Genomic DNA, 16,238 nt, shown 5'->3' on the forward strand with positions numbered 1-16,238 from the left:
ATGAGCACCGAGCTCGACGCGCTCTACCAGGAGATCATCCTGGACCACTACAAGAACCCTCACCACAAGGGCCTGCGCGACCCCTTCGAGGCCGAGGTGCACCACGTCAACCCGACCTGCGGCGACGAGGTCACCCTGCGGGTGCACCTGTCGGACGGGGTGGTGGCGGACGTGTCGTACGACTCGGTCGGCTGCTCGATCTCGCAGGCGTCGGCGTCCGTGATGACCGACCTGGTGATCGGCCGGCCGGTCGACGAGGCGATGACGATCCACCAGACCTTCCTCGAGCTGATGCAGGGCAAGGGTCAGGTCGAGCCCGACGAGGACGTCCTCGAGGACGGCATCGCCTTCGCCGGTGTCGCCAAGTTCCCCGCGCGCGTGAAGTGCGCGCTGCTCTCCTGGATGGCGTGGAAGGACGCGACCAGCCAGGCCCAGACCGAAGGAGTGACCCGATGACCGAGTCCACCCACCAGACCGACCACAGCGACCTGCCCGAGGTGCCCGAGGCCATCGGTGGCGGCGGGACCGGCGGCACGTCGACGGTCACCGTCGACGACGTCACCGAGGCGATGAAGGACGTCGTCGACCCTGAGCTGGGGATCAACGTCGTCGACCTCGGCCTGGTCTACGGCGTGCACCTCGACGAGCACAGCAACGCCGTGCTCGACATGACCCTCACCTCGGCGGCCTGCCCGCTGACCGACGTCATCACCGACCAGACCGAGTCGGCCCTCGAGGGCCTCGTCGGCGACGTCGCGATCAACTGGGTCTGGATGCCGCCGTGGGGCCCGGACAAGATCACCGACGACGGGCGAGAGCAGCTGCGCGCGCTCGGCTTCAACGTCTGAGGCCGCCGCTCAGCTGCCGGCCCGCGCCGACACCTTCGTCACCCAGTAGGGCGTCGTCGGTGTCGGCGTGGTGTTGAACCGCGCGTTGGGCAGGTAGAGGTCGCCGCGGTAGCGGGCGACCGTGGTCGGCACGTCGAAGCTGGTGTCGTCGTCGAGGTCCGCGGCGGTGATCGTGCGGACCAGCCGACCGCTGAGCCCGCTGCGTGACAGGCGCAGGACGGCGACCTCGTTGATCCGGTTGCGCACGACGTAGAGGGTCTGGCCGTGGCGCAGCATGCCGTCGCCCATCGTGAGCGACGCGCCACCCAGGTCGACCTCGGTGGCCACCCCGGTGCCGGGGTCGACCCGGTAGAGCAGCCCGCTGGTCGAGTTGACCACGAGGAGATGGCGACCGCTCGGCGTGGTGCTGATGCCGTTGGCCCCGAAGCCCGTGCCCTGCACCCACTCGCCGGTGAGCGGGAGGGTGGTCGCCGTGGCGGCGGGTCCCCGCGCACTGCGGCCGAGCCGGTAGAGCTGGGGTTGGGAGGAGTCGGTGAACCAGGCGGCATCCCGGGTCAGGACGACGTCGTTGACGAACGCAGGCCCGGCGGTGAGGGCGAGGTCCGCCACCACGGCTCCGGTGTCGGTGTCGACGACCCGGGCCGTGCCGGACGTGCCGCCGGCGACGTACAACAGGCCCCTGCGGTCGGACTTCAGCCCCACCGACGGCGTGCCGGGTCCCTCGCTGATGACCGTGCCCCGGCCGGTGCGCAGCGACACCTCGTAGATGTCGCCGTCTGCCCTCGAGCCGAACCAGGCCGTCGGTCCCGGTCCGATCGCGATCCCCTCGGGCTGGAAGCCGTCCGGCAGTGCGATGCGGGAGGGGAAGGTGCCGTCGAGCGGCACGGCCCGGGCCGCGGCGGGCGGCATGGTGAGCACGGTCAGGCCGAGCAGAGCAGCGGCGCCGGAGACGAGCAGACGACCCATGGTGGACCTCCGAGTAGGTGAGACCTTCGACCGTAGCCCCGCCATGGTGGGCGGACCCGGACCCGGCCCTGCCACTCCCGCGTCGGCCGTGGTCGGCGACCCTGATATTGCGTGGCGGCGGGACGCGGGCAGGCGCACACTCCAACCGTGCTCAACCCCCATCCCACGCGCTACGCCCTGCTCAACGGCGTGCTGCACGACCTCGTCACCGGCGCCCACGACGCGCTGGGCGACGCGCTGGTCGGTGCCTACCTGCAGGGCTCGTTCGCCCTCGGCGCGGGGGACGAGCACAGCGACTGCGACTTCCTCGTCGTGGTGAGCGCGCGGCCCGACGCCACGCAGGAGGCCGCGCTGCGGCGCCTCCACCACGACCTGCCCCACCGCGACGGCTTCTGGTGGGGGCACCTCGAGGGCTCGTACGCGGTGGCGGTCGACCTGCGCACGACGGCGGGCCTCGGCCGCGAGTGGCTCTACGTCGACCACGGGTCGGACCGGATGGAGTGGTCGACGCACTGCAACCAGCCATGGACCCGCTGGATCCTGCGCGAGCACGGCATCACGCTGGCCGGGCCGTGCCCGGTCGGGCTGGTCGAGCCGGTGCCCGAGGAGGTGCTGCGCGACGCGGCGCGCGCGGGCCTGGCGACGCTGGTCGACGAGGTGCTCGGCTGGTGCCCGCCGAGGGTCGCGTGGTGCCAGCGCTACCTGGTGGTGCAGGCCAGTCGTAGCCTCTACACGGTCCGCACCGGCGAGGTGGCCAGCAAGCGCGACGCGCTGCGCTGGGCGATGGTGCACGGTGACCCGAGGTGGCGGCCGCTGCTGCAGCAGGTGCTGGCCGACCGCGACCAGGGGCTCGACCCGCAGGCGCCGCCGCGGCCCGGGACGATGGAGGCGGCGCGCGAGTTCGCGGCGTACGTCGCGCGCGTTGCCTGACTCGCTACCCTTCGGGGCATGCAACCCGAGGTCGACCCGTCCGAGACCGACTTCGACCACGAGGAGCTGCGCGTCTTCTGGGACCTCGCCCGCTTCCACGCCAAGCTCAACGCGGCGCCGACCTACTTCGGCCCCACCGCGCTGGAGTCGGTGCCGCCGCCCGCCTGGGCCTACGGCGAGACGGCGGGGGAGTCTGACGCGTTCGTCGCGCAGGTGCTCGCCGACGAGAAGGGCGCGACGACCGCCCCCGCCGAGGAGTACGCCGGCGAGCTGCCGGAGGTCGGCGTGCTCTCGATCCTGTGCGACGGGTCGGGGAAGCCGCGGGCGCTCGTCCAGGTCTCCGACGTGACGCAGTCGGGCGACGACGTCGTCGAGTCCTTCACGGTCGTCTACAGCGCCTGAGCCCACACGCTGCTCGCCCACGGGTGCGGGGGAGTCGTGTGGGAGAGTCCTCGCATGGCTGAGCGGATGACCTACCTCCTCGTCGACGGGGAGAACATCGACGCCACCCTGGGCACCTCGATCCTGGGTCGGCGACCGCGTCCGGAGGAGCGTCCGCGCTGGGACCGGCTGCTGGAGTGGGCCGAGCGTGCCTTCGACCAGGACGTGACCGGCCTGTTCTTCCTGGCCGCGAGCACCGAGCTGCCGACCAGCTTCGTCCAGGCGCTGCTCGCGATCGGCTTCAAGCCGATCCCGCTGAGCGGCGAGGGCAAGATCGTCGACATCGCGATCCAGCGCACCGCCGAGGCGCTGGTGCACCGCGAGGCCGACGTGGTGCTGGTCAGTCACGACGGCGACTTCGTCGACCAGGTCTCCGCGTTGTGCGACGGCAGCCGGCAGGTCGGCGTCATCGGGTTCACCGAGTTCGTCAACTCGCAGTTCCGCAGCCTCCCCGGCGTGCGGATCTTCGACCTCGAGTACGACCTCGGTGCCTTCAACTCCCCGCTCCCGCGGGTGCGGGTGATCCCGATCGACCAGTTCGACCCGCTCGACTTCCTCTGACCCCGGCTCGCGCCTCGAGATCGTGCATGTAGCACTCTTGCTATCTCCGTAGCATGAGGACTACCGTCGGGTGATGGACACCACACGGGGGACGGTCATCGAGGTCAGCGACCTCCGGATGCGCTACGGCGACAAGGACGTGCTGCGCGGCGTCGGGTTCGCGATCGAGGCGGGCGAGGTGGTCTGCCTGCTCGGTCCCAACGGGGCGGGCAAGACCACGACCATCGAGATCCTGGAGGGGTTCCGCGACCGGTCCGCCGGCGACGTCCGCGTCCTCGGTGAGGACCCCCGACGGGCGAGCGAGGCATGGCGGGCGCGTACGGGCGTGGTGCTGCAGTCGTGGCGCGACCACCCGCGCTGGACCCCCCGCACGCTGCTCGACCAGATGGGCGGCTACTACGCGCCCTACTCCACGGACGAGCGGACGCGACCGGTGCCGACCGACGAGCTCCTCGAGACGGTCGGCCTCGTCGACCTCGCCGACCAGAAGATCGCCACCTTCTCCGGGGGCCAGCGTCGCCGCCTCGACGTCGCCATGGGCATCATCGGCCGCCCCGAGGTGCTGTTCCTCGACGAGCCGACGGCCGGCTTCGACCCGCAGGCGCGACGCGACTTCCACCAGGTCGTGCACCGCCTGGCCGACCTCGAGCACACCACGATCCTGCTGACCACCCATGACCTCGACGAGGCGGAGAAGCTCGCCGACCGCGTCCTGGTGCTCGCGGGCGGCCGGATCGTCGCCGACGACACGGCCGAGCGGCTGGCGTTGCGCGCCGCGCTCGGGGTCGAGGTGAAGTGGACGCGCGGAGGTGAGCGCTTCGTGCACTCCGCCGACGACCCCACCGACTTCGTCCGCAGGCTCCTCAACGAGCCGGGTGAGCCGGTGGTCGACCTGGAGGTGCGGCGGGCCAGTCTCGAGGATGCCTACCTCGACCTCGTGCAACGGCACGAGGCGGGGGAGGCCGACGAGGCCGTCCGCGCATTCTCGAGGGCGGTGTGAGATGGCGACGCTGACGACACGGGCGACGGCCGGCACGGCGCACGCCGTACGCCTCGGGCTGGGTCGCGGGTGGACGGAGTTCGTCCAGGGCCTGCGCAGCTCCCAGGACCAGTGGTTCTACCTCTCCACGGCGGCCCTCGCCGTGGGCTACCTCTACCTGCGTCGCGACACCGTGGTCGACGGCTCCGGCCTGCTGCTGCCGTCGGTCGCCCTGCCCAGCATCCTCGGCGGCCTCATCGTCTTCGGACTGATCGTGGGTCCGGCCTACAGCCTGGCCATGGAGAAGGAGGACGGCACCCTGCTGCGCGCGAAGGCCGTGCCGCGTGGCCTGACGGGCTACTTCGCCGGGCAGCTCGTGCTCCACTCGGCGAGCCTGGTGCCGCAGACGGTCGCCGTGCTGGTGCCGAGCTTCCTGCTCTTCGACAACCTCATGGCCCACCCGAGCGGCTGGTTCACCCTCGCCTGGGTGATGGTGCTGGGTCTCCTGGCCGCGCTGCCGATCGGCATGATGATCGGCGCGCTGGTCCCGTCGGCGCAGAAGGTCGGCATGTGGGGGATGCTCCCGGTGATGGTGCTGGCCGGCATCTCCGGCATCTTCTACCCCATGCAGGCGCTGTGGGGCTGGGTGCAGGTCGTGGCGCAGGTCTTCCCGATGTACTGGATGGGCCTGGGCATGCGCTCGGCGTTCCTGCCCGACTCCTACGTCGGCGCCGAGCTCGGCGACTCGTGGCGCACGGCCGAGACGGTCGCCGTGCTCGGCGCCTGGGCAGTCCTCGGCGCCCTCGTCGCCCCGGCGCTGCTGCGCCGCATGGCACGCCGCCAGTCGGGCTCGCAGGTCGCCGCCGCACGCGAGGCCGCCACCCAGTGGGTCAAGTGAGCGAGTCGGTGCACAACCGCATCGCCCTGCTGCGCGCCGAGCAGGGCGTCTCGCGCCGCGAGCTCGCCTCCGCACTGGGGGTCCACTACCAGACGGTGGGCTACCTCGAGCGCGGCGAGAACAGTCCCAGCCTCGACCTCGCGCTGCGCATCGCGGAGTTCTTCGGCGTGCCAGTGGAGGCGGTCTTCTCGCTGAGGCCGTTCCCCCGCATCAGCGACCAGTCCGGGCAAAGCGCGTGACGGCCCGCTAGCGTGCGGGCGTGCCCGTCGTCCTCGTCCCGACCGCCCGCTGGCAGCGGTGGGTCGCCAACTTCACCGCGCGCCACGGCGGCACGGAGCTGACGGTCGCCGACGGGACGCTCCGGGGACAGGCGGGCGACGGCTCGCACTTCACCGCCCGGCTGCCGTTCGGGGCGACGTACGCCGGCGTCCCCGAGGCCGGTGCCTTCGCGGCGGCGTCCCGCCCGCCGGGGGAGTGGGGCGTGCTGCTCGTGCGCAAGGGCGGCTTCGCCGTCGCCCGCCTGCGCGGTGACTCGCTGGTCGAGCACAAGATCGGGCAGCGGCACGTGCAGGGCCGCACCAAGGCCGGCGGCCAGAGCCAGCAGCGCTTCGCCCGCCGTCGCGACAACCAGGCGCGGCAGGCCTACGAGGCCGCGGCCGACCACGCCGCGCGGATCCTGGCCGGGGTGCGCGTCGCCGTCGCCGGCGGCGACCGTGGCGCGGTCGACGCGGTCCTGGGCGACCCGCGGCTCTCGTCGCTCACCCTCGTCGACCCGTGGCTCGCGGTGCCCGACCCGCGGCGGGCGGTCCTCGACGCGGCGGTCCTGGAGGCCCAGGCGATCGAGGTCGACGTCGTCAACGCCTGACGCGCCGCCGCGACGCGCCTATCCTCCGTGAGTGTGAGCACTCCGATCGAGGTCCGGGGCCTGGTCAAGACCTTCGGCAGCACCCGCGCCCTCGACGGGCTCGACCTCGACGTGGCGGCCGGGGAGGTGCACGGCTTCCTGGGGCCCAACGGGTCGGGGAAGTCGACCACGATCCGGGTGCTGCTCGGGCTGCTCCGCGCCACAGCGGGGGAGGCCCGGCTGCTCGGCGGCGACCCGTGGGCCGACGCCGCCCGGCTGCACCGGAGGCTGGCGTACGTCCCGGGCGACGTGACGCTCTGGCCGAGCCTCACCGGTGGCGAGGTCATCGACCTGCTCGGCCGGCTGCGCGGAGGCGTCGACGAGCGGCGTCGGGCCGCCCTGGTCGAGCGCTTCGAGCTCGATCCGTCGAAGAAGGGCCGCACCTACTCCAAGGGCAACCGGCAGAAGGTGGCCCTGGTCGCGGCCCTCGCCAGCGACGTCGAGCTGTTGCTCCTCGACGAGCCCACCAGCGGCCTGGACCCGTTGATGGAGGCGGTGTTCCAGCAGTGCGTCGAGGAGTTCCGCTCCGCCGGCGGCACCGTGCTGCTGTCGAGCCACATCCTGGCGGAGGTGGAGCGGCTGTGTGACCGGGTGAGCATCATCCGGGCCGGTCGCTGCGTGGAGTCCGGCACGCTCGCCGAGCTGCGGCACCTCACCCGGACGACGGTGCGCGCGGAGACCACCCGCCCGGTGGACCGGCTGGCCGGGATGGGTGGCGTGCACGACCTGGCCGCCGAGGGGCAGCGGGTCGCCTTCGAGGTCGACTCCGCGGCGCTGCCCGGCGCGCTCGCCGCCCTGCAGGACGCCGGCCTCGTGAGCCTCACCGCGACCCCGCCGACGCTCGAGGAGATGTTCCTGCGCCACTACGGCGACGACGTCTCCGCGCACGCGGGGCCGGAGCGGGCGCCGTGACGGGAACGCTGGTGCTGCTGCGCCACTTCGTGCGGCGCGACCGGTGGATGATCCTCGCCTGGTCGGCCGGCATCACGCTCCTCTACTGGTCGCAGGCGGTCAGCGTCGGAGGGCTCTACGCCACGCAGGAGGAGCTCGACCGGGCCGCCGCGGCGATGGACGGCAACGCCGCCTTCGTCGCGATGGCCGGACCGGCCCGGGCGCTGGACACCGTGGGTGGCCAGGTCGCGTGGCAGGCGACGGCGTTCGGCGCGATCTGCGCCGGGTTGATGTCGATGTTCCTGGTCGTGCGGCACACGCGGGCCGAGGAGGAGTCCGGTCGCGACGAGCTGCTGCGGGCGGCCGCGGTCGGCCGCGCCGCGCCCACCGCGGCGACGCTGGTGGTCGCCGTGACGGCCAACGTCCTGACCGGCGCGCTGGTGGCCGCCAGCCTGGTCGCCTTCCCGCTTGCCGTCGCCGACTCGGTCGCCCTGGGCGTCGGGCTCGCGGCCGTCGGCCTGGTGTTCGCCGCGGTCGCCCTGCTCGCGGCCCAGCTCACGTCCGGCCCGCGGGCGGCGTACGGGCTCACCGGTGCGGTGATCGGCGCCGCGTTCGTGCTGCGGGCGATCGGCGACGTCGGATCGCCCGCGCTCACCTGGCTCTCGCCGATCGGGTGGTACCAGGCGATGCACGCCTTCTCCGGCCTCCGGTGGTGGCCGCTGCTGCTGCTCGCCGCAGCGGGCGCGGTCACCGTGGTGGCGGCGGTGTGGGCCTTCGACCACCGCGACCACGGCGCCGGCGTGCTCGCCGACCGCCCCGGTCCGACGAGGGCCGGGCCACGGCTCGGCACGCCCCTCGGCCTGGCCTGGCGACTCCAGCGCGGCACGCTCGCGGCGTGGGGCCTCGGGCTGCTGCTCACCGGGATGGCCTACGGGTCGCTGGGCAGCGACGTCGGCGACGTGCTCGGCGACTCGGCCGCCACCGAGGAGATCCTCGCCCGCGGCAGCGCCGACCTCGTCGACGGCTTCTACGCCACCTCGATTCTGATGCTGGGCCTGATGGCGTGCGGATACGCCGTCTCGACCGCGCTCCGCCCGCGCCACGACGAGGCCACCGGCGTCGTCGAGGTGCTGCTGGCGACCGGGCTGTCCCGGCGCCGCTGGCTGCTCGCCCAGACCGTCCTGACCGTGGCCGGATCGGCGGTCGTGGTTGCCGCGGCCGGGCTGGGGCTCGGGGTGGGCTACGCCCTCACGACCGGCGACTCGGGCGCGGTCGGCACCTACCTCGTCGCGTCCCTGCCCTACCTCGCCCCTGTCCTGGTGATGAGCGCACTGGCGCGCCTGCTCTTCGGCCTCCGTCCACGGCTCGCGTCGCTGGCCTGGCTGGCGCTGCTGTTCGCCGTGGTCGTGATGCTCTTCGGCGAGCTGCTCCGGATGCCCGAGTGGCTGCAGGACCTCTCGCCCTTCCACCACCTCGCCCTCGTGCCGGCCGAGGACTTCCGGTGGGGCCCGTTCCTGGCCCTGCTCGTCGTCGCGGGCGCGCTGAGCGCCGCGGGGCACCTGCTCTTCGGCCGCCGCGACGTCGAGGTGCGCTAGGTTCGCGCGCATGGACGGGTCGACCGCGGCGGTCTGGCAGCCCGAGCCCGGGTGGCAGCGGCTGTCGGGAGCGGGCCCGGCGACCGTGGGGCTCTGGGCCGCGACCCACCGCGGTCGCGAGGTCGTGGTGAAGCGGCTCGGCAGGCCCGACCCGCACGATGCGCCGGGCGTCCTCGTGCCGGCCGACGTCAACTACTGGCGCCGCGCCGCCGATGTCGCCCTGAGCGGGGTGGTGGCCGACTCGCCCGGGCTCCACGAGGCCCCCGTCGTGCGGGTGGAGGAGGACGGGGAGGGCATCACCCTCGTGCACGAGCGGGTCGCGACCGCCGACCCGCCGGGCCTGTGGCTGGCGGCCTGTCTGGGCCGGTTCGCCGCGGTCGACCTCGGCGGCCACGCCTGGCTGGCTCGCGACCAGCTGCGCAGCCGGCTGCGCCTGGTCGAGCGCCGCGGCGGCTGGCGCACGCTGGCCCGCACCCCCGTCGCCGACATCGCCGACCACCTCTGGGCTCGTCGCACGAGCTGGCTGGACCGCTGCGACGCGCTGCCCCAGGTCGCGCAGCACGGCGACCCGTCGGCGGGCAACATCCCGGGCCGCGACGGCGACGGCGCGGTGGCGATCGACTGGGCGCACCTGGGCCGGGGACCGGTGGGCGCCGACCTGGGCTACCTCTCGCTGGCCACCCGCGAGGACATCGACCCCCTCGTGGAGGCGTACGTCGACGCGCTCCCTCCCGGGCTCGCGAGCCGTGCCGACGTGGTCACCGGCGCCCGGGTGATGGCCGTCTACACCGCGCTCACCCGGCTCGACTGGGCGCTCGCCCGCGTCGCCGACGGCGAGGGCGCCCTGGCCGGGAAGTTCCGCCACCCCAGCGTGGCGCCCTACATCCACTCGATGCAGCGCCAGGTCGCGCAGATCGAGGCGCTGCTCGACGACCGTTGAGGCGCGGTCAGGACCGGCGGCCGGCGTCATGGACAGTAGCGTTCGGTGGATGCCGCACACTCATGACGTCGAGGTTGGCCGGCACCGGGTGCGCAAGACATTCGTGTCGTGGGCGATGGACGAGCCGGACAGGGAATGGGCCGGGCTGATGCACCTCAGCGCCTGCGCACCGGGCCTCGTGCCATCACCCATCGTGCGCACCGAGGTCGGCGGTCGCCCCACAGTTGTCATGTCGCGCGTCCCCGGCACGGCGTTGGCCGGCGAGATGACCGTTGCGCAGACGCGGGCTCTGGCACGGGCACTGCGGCGGTTGTTCGACGTACCCGTGCCGCCAGGCCTGGCGGTGCGGGCGAACGCCCCGCCCGGGTTCTCTCGGCGCTTCGAGCAATGGCTGGCCGCGGAGTACGACTGGGCGGCATGCCAGGACGCCGGGCTGGTTCGTGAAGCCGTTGAGGCGGCCCGATCCTGGCTGAGCCGACACGAGTTCTCCGAGGAGTGGATCGTCGATCCCGTCATCGCTCTCGGGGACGGCAACCTCGACAACGTGCTCTGGGACGGCGAGACCTGTCGGCTGATCGACTGGGAGGAGTACGGCGTCTCCGATCTGGCCTACGAGATGGCCGACGTGGTGGAGCACGCCTCGTCCAGGCTGGGTCACCGGCTGGACACCGACGCCTTGATCGAGGCGATGTCCCTCAGTGATCCCCAACGCCGCCGTGTCGAGCGACACCGCCCGTTCTTCGCCGCCTTCTGGCTCGCCATGCTCCTGCCGGGAAACGCCGGCTGGGGCCGCAACCCCACCGGTTCGACCGAGGACCAGTCCCGGCACCTGCTCCGCCTGCTCGAGGGCAGCGGGCGTCAGTGAGACGGGATGGCGACTGTCGCGGCGGCCCACTCGCCAGCGGCGGGGTACGGGCCGGTCAGGTCCAGGACTCGTCTGAGGTCCCCGGTGCGCGGCTCCCAGTCGACGAGCCGGCGGTTCGCGATGAGCAGCCGAAGTGTGTCGTCGTCCGTCCACCCGACCAGGCTGCTCGTCGCCGGGACTTGTAGCCGCGCGCCCATCGCTCCCGTGCTCTTGTCCAGCACCCAGACCTGTGCCGGTGCGCGGCTCGGCCATTCGCGGCGGGCGGCGTGGAGCGCGAGGTGGCTGGTGCTGAACACCCCGAACGCATGACGGCGCATTGGGCGCGGGACCGTCGCACCGGGAGCGACGGTCCTCGACGAAACACCGTCGCCGGTCCATCGCTTCACCATCAGTCCCTCATGTGTTGCACCGATGATCTCGGTCGGTGTGCCGTCAACGTCGAATCTGGTGCGCCACCCCGGGTATCGGGCAGGCGTCACGCGGCCCGCTGCGTCGATGTGGAAGGTGCCGTAGTCGGACGACTCCGGAGGGGCCGCGTAGGCGGACACGACGTCCTTGCCCGGTATCCAGTCCACGCGCACGACATGGGGGTGGCTTGCCGGAAAGGACACGTGTCGAACGTCGCCGCTGGTCAGGTCGAGCAGGACCACACCGCGGTGAGTCTGTGCTGCCCACAGGCTTCCGTCGCGGGACAGGGAGCCGGACCCGTAGGTGTCCGGGCCCGGCCATGACTCCTCTGCGAGGCCCAGGCCGTCCATGGCCAGGCTGCGCCAGCGGTCGTCCACACCGAGGAAGAGGAGGCGTTCCCCGGCCCATCCCTCGCGGTCACTGAGCCGTTCGGTGGGGTGGTACACCATCTGCGCCCGCGCAGGGTCCTCCAGGACACTCGGCAACTCTGCGGCTGCCTCAGGTGCGACCCTGCGGCTGCCATCCTCCCAAGCGACGCGGCTCCAGTCGCGTGGAGACATCTGCGCCCTCGGCGCTGGCGCACGGTTCGACACGAAGGCCTCCGGCGCCGCAGTGGGTCGCTGCGCTGTGTCTGCGGGTCCCGACCTCGGCAGCTCCTCCGTCTCGTCGACGGAGGTGCTGCACGCCACGAGGACGGTCATGAGCGCGCAGGAAAGCGCAGTTCGCAACACCCGCGCCTCCCTTCCCCCGATGAGCGACCGCGATCATCCGCTGGCTGACTCTCACCGTAGACGCCTTCGGACTATCGCCGGTGTGCATGAGGTGAACGCGTAGACGGGCATCCGCGACCCACAGTGGCGTGGGCGGAGGTTTCGGAGATGGCGCAGCGGGGACAGGACGAGTCCCGCTAGGGTCGCCGGATGGTCGACGGAGCAACCGAACGGTGCGTGTTTCCCTCGCTGTCGACCAACCGCCTCGTGCTTCGACCCGTCGGAGCCGGGGATCTGGATCTGATGATCGACCTGAACTCCGATCCGGTCGTCATGACCTACATTCGCGGGCGTTGCGCGACCCCCGAGGAGACCGCCGCTGAGTGGCGGCAGCGCCTTGACCATCAGAGTGACGCAGCGCGTGGACTCGGATACTGGGTCGGGTTCGACGCGAACGGCTTCGTGGGCTGGTGGTCGGCGTCAGCGTTTGAAGGACGTACCGAGATCTCCGGCATCGGCTACCGGCTGAGCTCTACGGGGTGGGGACGCGGACTTGCCACGGAGGGCGCCCAGGCCATGATCCGCCAAGCGTTCTCGTGCCGAGACGTAGACCGGGTCTTCGCCTCCACGATGGCGGCGAACACCGGCTCACGTCGAGTGCTCGAGAAGTTGGGGATGACGCAGAACGCGTCGCGGGCGGCCTCTCAGGACAGGAAGCCGATTGCGGGCTGGCAGCACGGCGAGGTGCACTACGAGCTGACCCGGGCCGACTGGACGGCTCGCACACCGAAAGGCGGAGTAGCAGTGCTCCGACGTACGTCGGCTCACCGACAGATCCGGTTGAGCTGAGCGCGGCAGATCCTTGCACGGGGCCGGCGGTGAAAGGTCAGCCCGCAGACCTGGCGGCAGCCTCGATCTTCTCTCGCTGCTCCGTCCAGAAGGCGGCGTCGTGCTGTTGCTCGGCCATCGCCTCGGCGTCGGTCCCGAAGGCACCGTCGAGCTGTTCGCGCAGGATGTCAGCGTGGCCGGCATGCCGGCTGGTCTCGGCGAGCAGGTGGACAAGCACGTTGAGCAGAGGAACCTCGGCGTTCCCCCACCAGGGCACACGGCCTGTGTCGTCCAGGGCGAGCGAGCCCACGGTGACGTCGCTGTGCGCCCAGACCCGCTGGTAGCGGTCGACGACTGCCTGGCGCGACTCGTCCTCGGTCGCCCACATGTCGGCGAGACGGTCTGCCTCGACATCCCACCGCGGCAGCGGTTCTGGGAATGGCCGGTCGAACACCTCGCCGAGATACCTCGCCTCCCACGTCGCCAGGTGTTTCACCAGGCCGAGCAGGTTGGTCCCGGTGACGGTGAGCGGGCGGCGGGCGTCGTACTCAGAGAGCCCTTCCAACTTGGCAAGCACCGCTTGGCGCTCGTGCTTCAAGTAGTTGTGCAGGTTGGTCTTCGCTGCCGTGTCGTCCACGAGACAACACCTTGCCACTGGTGTGCCTGATCCGGTCGCAACTCCCGCCCGCACCTCGGGATGAGTGGATCACCGTTGGGGAGGCGCCGGTCAGAGCCTGCTGGTCGAGAAGGTGTCGCACGCCTCGAGGGTGCCCTCCTCGTAGCCGCGGGTGAACCACGCCATCCGCTGGGCGGCCGACCCGTGGGTCCACCCCTCGGGGTCCACGCCCTGGCCCGACTTCTGCTGGATGCGGTCGTCACCGACGGCCTTCGCCGAGTCGAGCGCCTCCTCGATGTCGCCCTGGTCGAGGTCGGCGAGGATGCCGTCGCCGTCGCTGGCGTCGCGGGTCCACATGCCGGCGTAGCAGTCGGCCTGCAGCTCGAGCCGGACGGCGTCGGAGTCGGGGCCCTTCTGCGTGCGGACCTTGCCCATCGTGCCCATCAGGTTCTGGATGTGGTGGCCGTACTCGTGGCCGAGCACGTAGGGCTCGACGAAGTCGCCGCCCTGCCCGCCGAGCTGGCCCTGGAGGACGTCGTCGAAGAAGGTGGTGTCGAGGTAGATCTGCTGGTCGGGCGGGCAGTAGAACGGGCCCACCTGCGACGACGCCTCGCCGCAGCCGGTCGACACGGCGCCGGAGAACGTGTTGATGGCCGCGGGGGAGAGCTCCGTGCCGGCCTGCTCGGGCAGGGTGTCGGCCCAGTAGTTCTCCAGCGACAGCGCCACGGCCACGCGCGCGCAGTCGGGGTCCTCGTTGGCGTCGGCGCCGGTGCGGCAGTTGGCGTAGCGCTCGTCGCCCGTGTCGATGCCCTCGGGCTGGGCCTGGCCCTGGGAGCCGGTGCCCCCGCCGCCGTCCGACATCAGGCCGGTGCACTGGGTGAGCACCACGAACAGCACGACGATCAGGATGCCCCCGATGCCGCCGCCGGCCCGGGCGCCGCCCGGGAGCGGCATCCGCATCCCGCCGCCGGCGGCGCCACCGCGGCCACCGCCGCGGCCCGCGTCGCTGACCCGGCCCCTGCTGATGTCGGCCTTGGGGTTGAAGCGCATGGACGTGCCTTTCGAGCGGTCGAGACGGTCGGATCGACCTCCGGGGAGGTTAGCGCCTGCATCGCCGATGGGGCTGCGACCCTCACCCCTTCGTAGGATGGCGCCCGAGATGATCACCGCCCAGAAGCTCGAGGTCCGAGCCGGCGCGCGACTCCTCATGGAGGACGTCACCTTCCGCATCGCCGCAGGCGACAAGGTGGGCCTCGTGGGGCGCAACGGAGCCGGCAAGACGACCCTCACCCGTATCCTCGCCGGCGAGGGCCAGCCCGCCTCGGGCCAGGTCCTGCGCACCGGCGACGTCGGCTACCTCCCGCAGGACCCCCGCGTCGGTGACCCCCAGGTGCTCGCCCGCGACCGCATCCTGTCGGCCCGCGGCCTCGACGACGTCGTACGCCGCCTGCGCGAGGCCGAGATCGACATGGCCAGCGAGGACCCCCGCACGCACGAGCGCGGCATGAAGCGGTGGACCCGCGCCGACGCCGAGCTGCACGCCGGCGGCGGCTACGCCGCGGAGTCCGAGGCCGCCCAGATGGCGGCGGCGCTCGGCATCGAGGAGCGCCTGCTCGCCCAGCCGATCGGCACCCTCTCCGGCGGCCAGCGACGCCGGGTCGAGCTCGCCCGCATCCTCTTCTCCGGCGCCGAGATCATGCTGCTCGACGAGCCGACCAACCACCTCGACGCCGACTCGATCGTCTGGCTGCGTGACTTCCTCAAGGCGCACCGTGGCGGGTTCGTGGTGATCAGCCACGACAACGCGCTGCTCGAGGCGACGGTCAACAAGGTGTTCCACCTCGACGCCAACCGCGCGGTGATCGACATCTACAACATGGGCTGGCACAACTACCTGACCCAGCGCGAGGACGACGAGAAGCGTCGTCGCCGCGAGCGCCAGAACGCCGAGAACAAGGCCAAGGTGCTCACCGACCAGGCCAACAAGATGCGCGCCAAGGCCACCAAGGCGCAGGCCGCGCAGTCGATGCTCAAGCGCGCCGAGAAGATGATGGCCGGCATCGAGACCGAGCGGCAGGCCGACAAGGTCGCCCGGATCGCGTTCCCCGATCCCGCCCCCTGCGGCAAGACCCCGCTGATGGGCAAGGACCTGTCGAAGTCCTACGGCTCGCTCGAGGTCTTCACCGCCGTCGACCTGGCGATCGACCGGGGCAGCCGCGTGGTGATCCTGGGCCTCAACGGCGCCGGCAAGACCACGATGCTGCGCATCCTGGCCGGCGTCGACAAGCCCGACACCGGCGAGGTCGTGCCCGGCTACGGGCTCAAGATGGGCTACTACGCCCAGGAGCACGAGACGCTCGACGTCAACCGGACGGTGCTGGAGAACATGCACGGCGCCGCCCCGGAGCTCACCGACACCCAGGCGCGCTCGGTGCTCGGGTCGTTCCTCTTCTCCGGCGACGACGCCCACAAGCCCGCGGGCGTGCTCTCGGGCGGGGAGAAGACCCGGCTCGCGCTCGCGATCCTGGTGGTCTCCAGCGCCAACGTGCTGCTGCTCGACGAGCCCACCAACAACCTCGACCCCGCCTCTCGCGAGGAGGTGCTCCACGCGATCCGCAGCTACACCGGCGCGATCGTCCTGGTCACCCACGACGAGGGCGCGGTGCGCGCGCTCGACCCCGACCGGGTGCTCCTGCTGCCCGACGGCGACGAGGACCTCTGGAGCGACGACTACGCCGACCTGGTGTCCCTCGCCTGACCGGCCCCCTGCCGGGCCGTCGTCGTGTCTGTCTGAGTCCCCGCTCGAGCGGGGACTCCGACACCTGGAGGCCGTTGCAACCCCCTCCGAGTGTCAGACT

Annotated in this window: 19 protein-coding genes; 15 read left to right on the plus strand and 4 right to left on the minus strand. The window is 72.1% G+C overall.

All coding sequences use genetic code 11. The features are described 5' to 3' along the window. Together sufU and AC3X7Z_RS18065 are read left to right on the plus strand one after the other, a co-directional pair. Positions 1-456, plus strand: coding sequence for a Fe-S cluster assembly sulfur transfer protein SufU (gene sufU / locus AC3X7Z_RS18060; RefSeq protein ID WP_489976792.1), 456 nt, complete (start codon positions 1-3; stop codon positions 454-456). After that, entirely contained in the window at positions 453-848 is a 396-nt protein-coding gene (locus AC3X7Z_RS18065; protein ID WP_186342577.1) for a metal-sulfur cluster assembly factor, read from the plus strand. Before sufU ends, AC3X7Z_RS18065 begins: the two co-directional genes overlap by 4 nt. Before the next feature lie 9 nt (positions 849-857). On the opposite strand, the gene AC3X7Z_RS18070 is transcribed toward AC3X7Z_RS18065, so the two are convergent. Then, on the minus strand, positions 858-1,814 hold the full coding sequence (locus tag AC3X7Z_RS18070; protein ID WP_489976793.1) for an NHL repeat-containing protein: 957 nt from the start codon (positions 1,812-1,814) through the stop codon (positions 858-860). 147 nt (positions 1,815-1,961) lie between these two features. Here AC3X7Z_RS18070 and AC3X7Z_RS18075 point away from each other — a divergent pair, with 147 nt between their 5' ends. The 11 genes from AC3X7Z_RS18075 to AC3X7Z_RS18125 all read left to right on the plus strand — a co-directional run bounded on the left by AC3X7Z_RS18075 (position 1,962) and on the right by AC3X7Z_RS18125 (position 10,818). After that, positions 1,962-2,744, plus strand: coding sequence for an aminoglycoside adenylyltransferase domain-containing protein (locus AC3X7Z_RS18075; RefSeq protein ID WP_489976794.1), 783 nt, complete (start codon positions 1,962-1,964; stop codon positions 2,742-2,744). Positions 2,745-2,762: 18 nt separating this feature from the next. Continuing rightward, positions 2,763-3,146, plus strand: coding sequence for an ASCH domain-containing protein (locus tag AC3X7Z_RS18080; RefSeq protein WP_186342574.1), 384 nt, complete (start codon positions 2,763-2,765; stop codon positions 3,144-3,146). A 54-nt stretch (positions 3,147-3,200) separates the two neighbouring features. Then, positions 3,201-3,746, plus strand: a complete 546-nt coding sequence (locus AC3X7Z_RS18085) for an NYN domain-containing protein (protein ID WP_186342573.1) — start codon at positions 3,201-3,203, stop codon at positions 3,744-3,746. Between the two features lie 73 nt (positions 3,747-3,819). After that, the gene (locus AC3X7Z_RS18090) at positions 3,820-4,746 is read left to right on the plus strand and encodes an ABC transporter ATP-binding protein (RefSeq protein ID WP_186342572.1); all 927 of its coding nucleotides are present in this window, start codon (positions 3,820-3,822) and stop codon (positions 4,744-4,746) included. Between the two features lies 1 nt (position 4,747). Further along, on the plus strand, positions 4,748-5,623 hold the full coding sequence (locus AC3X7Z_RS18095) for an ABC transporter permease (RefSeq protein ID WP_186342571.1): 876 nt from the start codon (positions 4,748-4,750) through the stop codon (positions 5,621-5,623). Next, positions 5,620-5,862 (plus strand): helix-turn-helix transcriptional regulator, encoded by a 243-nt coding sequence (locus AC3X7Z_RS18100; RefSeq protein ID WP_489976795.1) that lies wholly within the window; start codon positions 5,620-5,622, stop codon positions 5,860-5,862. The genes AC3X7Z_RS18095 and AC3X7Z_RS18100 overlap by 4 nt, the downstream gene beginning before the upstream one ends. Before the next feature lie 20 nt (positions 5,863-5,882). Further along, positions 5,883-6,488 (plus strand): acVLRF1 family peptidyl-tRNA hydrolase, encoded by a 606-nt coding sequence (locus AC3X7Z_RS18105; RefSeq protein WP_489976796.1) that lies wholly within the window; start codon positions 5,883-5,885, stop codon positions 6,486-6,488. A gap of 33 nt (positions 6,489-6,521) precedes the next feature. Next, positions 6,522-7,439, plus strand: coding sequence for an ABC transporter ATP-binding protein (locus AC3X7Z_RS18110; protein WP_489976797.1), 918 nt, complete (start codon positions 6,522-6,524; stop codon positions 7,437-7,439). Then, positions 7,436-9,013: an ABC transporter permease gene (locus AC3X7Z_RS18115; protein WP_489976798.1), complete on the plus strand. Its 1,578-nt coding sequence runs from the start codon at positions 7,436-7,438 to the stop codon at positions 9,011-9,013. The genes AC3X7Z_RS18110 and AC3X7Z_RS18115 overlap by 4 nt, the downstream gene beginning before the upstream one ends. Positions 9,014-9,023: 10 nt before the next feature. Continuing rightward, the gene (locus tag AC3X7Z_RS18120) at positions 9,024-9,953 is read left to right on the plus strand and encodes a phosphotransferase (protein WP_489976799.1); all 930 of its coding nucleotides are present in this window, start codon (positions 9,024-9,026) and stop codon (positions 9,951-9,953) included. Positions 9,954-10,041: 88 nt separating this feature from the next. Beyond that, the gene (locus tag AC3X7Z_RS18125) at positions 10,042-10,818 is read left to right on the plus strand and encodes a phosphotransferase family protein (protein WP_489976800.1); all 777 of its coding nucleotides are present in this window, start codon (positions 10,042-10,044) and stop codon (positions 10,816-10,818) included. Here AC3X7Z_RS18125 and AC3X7Z_RS18130 read toward each other — a convergent pair. Then, the gene (locus tag AC3X7Z_RS18130; protein ID WP_489976801.1) at positions 10,812-11,675 is read right to left on the minus strand and encodes a hypothetical protein; all 864 of its coding nucleotides are present in this window, start codon (positions 11,673-11,675) and stop codon (positions 10,812-10,814) included. The genes AC3X7Z_RS18125 and AC3X7Z_RS18130 overlap by 7 nt on opposite strands. 471 nt (positions 11,676-12,146) lie before the next feature. On the opposite strand from AC3X7Z_RS18130, the gene AC3X7Z_RS18135 reads away from it, so the two are divergent. Continuing rightward, the gene (locus AC3X7Z_RS18135) at positions 12,147-12,785 is read left to right on the plus strand and encodes a GNAT family N-acetyltransferase (RefSeq protein WP_489976802.1); all 639 of its coding nucleotides are present in this window, start codon (positions 12,147-12,149) and stop codon (positions 12,783-12,785) included. Between the two features lie 37 nt (positions 12,786-12,822). Here AC3X7Z_RS18135 and AC3X7Z_RS18140 read toward each other — a convergent pair whose 3' ends face one another. Both AC3X7Z_RS18140 and ypfJ read right to left on the minus strand, forming a co-directional pair. Then, the gene (locus AC3X7Z_RS18140; protein ID WP_489976803.1) at positions 12,823-13,401 is read right to left on the minus strand and encodes a DinB family protein; all 579 of its coding nucleotides are present in this window, start codon (positions 13,399-13,401) and stop codon (positions 12,823-12,825) included. 90 nt (positions 13,402-13,491) lie between these two features. Continuing rightward, a complete protein-coding gene (gene ypfJ, locus AC3X7Z_RS18145; protein ID WP_489976804.1) occupies positions 13,492-14,430 on the minus strand; it encodes a KPN_02809 family neutral zinc metallopeptidase in 939 nt (312 codons plus the stop codon). A gap of 109 nt (positions 14,431-14,539) precedes the next feature. On the opposite strand from ypfJ, the gene AC3X7Z_RS18150 reads away from it, so the two are divergent. Next, positions 14,540-16,138, plus strand: a complete 1,599-nt coding sequence (locus AC3X7Z_RS18150; protein ID WP_186342561.1) for an ABC-F family ATP-binding cassette domain-containing protein — start codon at positions 14,540-14,542, stop codon at positions 16,136-16,138. Positions 16,139-16,238 lie beyond the last annotated feature (100 nt).

The organism is Nocardioides sp. Z24_21 (genome assembly GCF_058134345.1).

Coding starts and splice junctions, on each gene's coding strand:
- sufU (WP_489976792.1), top strand. CDS start 1: ATGAGCACCGAGCTCGACGCGCTCTACCAGGAGATCATCCTGGACCAC.
- AC3X7Z_RS18065 (WP_186342577.1), top strand. CDS start 453: ATGACCGAGTCCACCCACCAGACCGACCACAGCGACCTGCCCGAGGTG.
- AC3X7Z_RS18070 (WP_489976793.1), bottom strand. CDS start 1,814: ATGGGTCGTCTGCTCGTCTCCGGCGCCGCTGCTCTGCTCGGCCTGACC.
- AC3X7Z_RS18080 (WP_186342574.1), top strand. CDS start 2,763: ATGCAACCCGAGGTCGACCCGTCCGAGACCGACTTCGACCACGAGGAG.
- AC3X7Z_RS18085 (WP_186342573.1), top strand. CDS start 3,201: ATGGCTGAGCGGATGACCTACCTCCTCGTCGACGGGGAGAACATCGAC.
- AC3X7Z_RS18090 (WP_186342572.1), top strand. CDS start 3,820: ATGGACACCACACGGGGGACGGTCATCGAGGTCAGCGACCTCCGGATG.
- AC3X7Z_RS18095 (WP_186342571.1), top strand. CDS start 4,748: ATGGCGACGCTGACGACACGGGCGACGGCCGGCACGGCGCACGCCGTA.
- AC3X7Z_RS18120 (WP_489976799.1), top strand. CDS start 9,024: ATGGACGGGTCGACCGCGGCGGTCTGGCAGCCCGAGCCCGGGTGGCAG.
- AC3X7Z_RS18130 (WP_489976801.1), bottom strand. CDS start 11,675: ATGGTGTACCACCCCACCGAACGGCTCAGTGACCGCGAGGGATGGGCC.
- AC3X7Z_RS18135 (WP_489976802.1), top strand. CDS start 12,147: ATGGTCGACGGAGCAACCGAACGGTGCGTGTTTCCCTCGCTGTCGACC.
- ypfJ (WP_489976804.1), bottom strand. CDS start 14,430: ATGCGCTTCAACCCCAAGGCCGACATCAGCAGGGGCCGGGTCAGCGAC.
- AC3X7Z_RS18150 (WP_186342561.1), top strand. CDS start 14,540: ATGATCACCGCCCAGAAGCTCGAGGTCCGAGCCGGCGCGCGACTCCTC.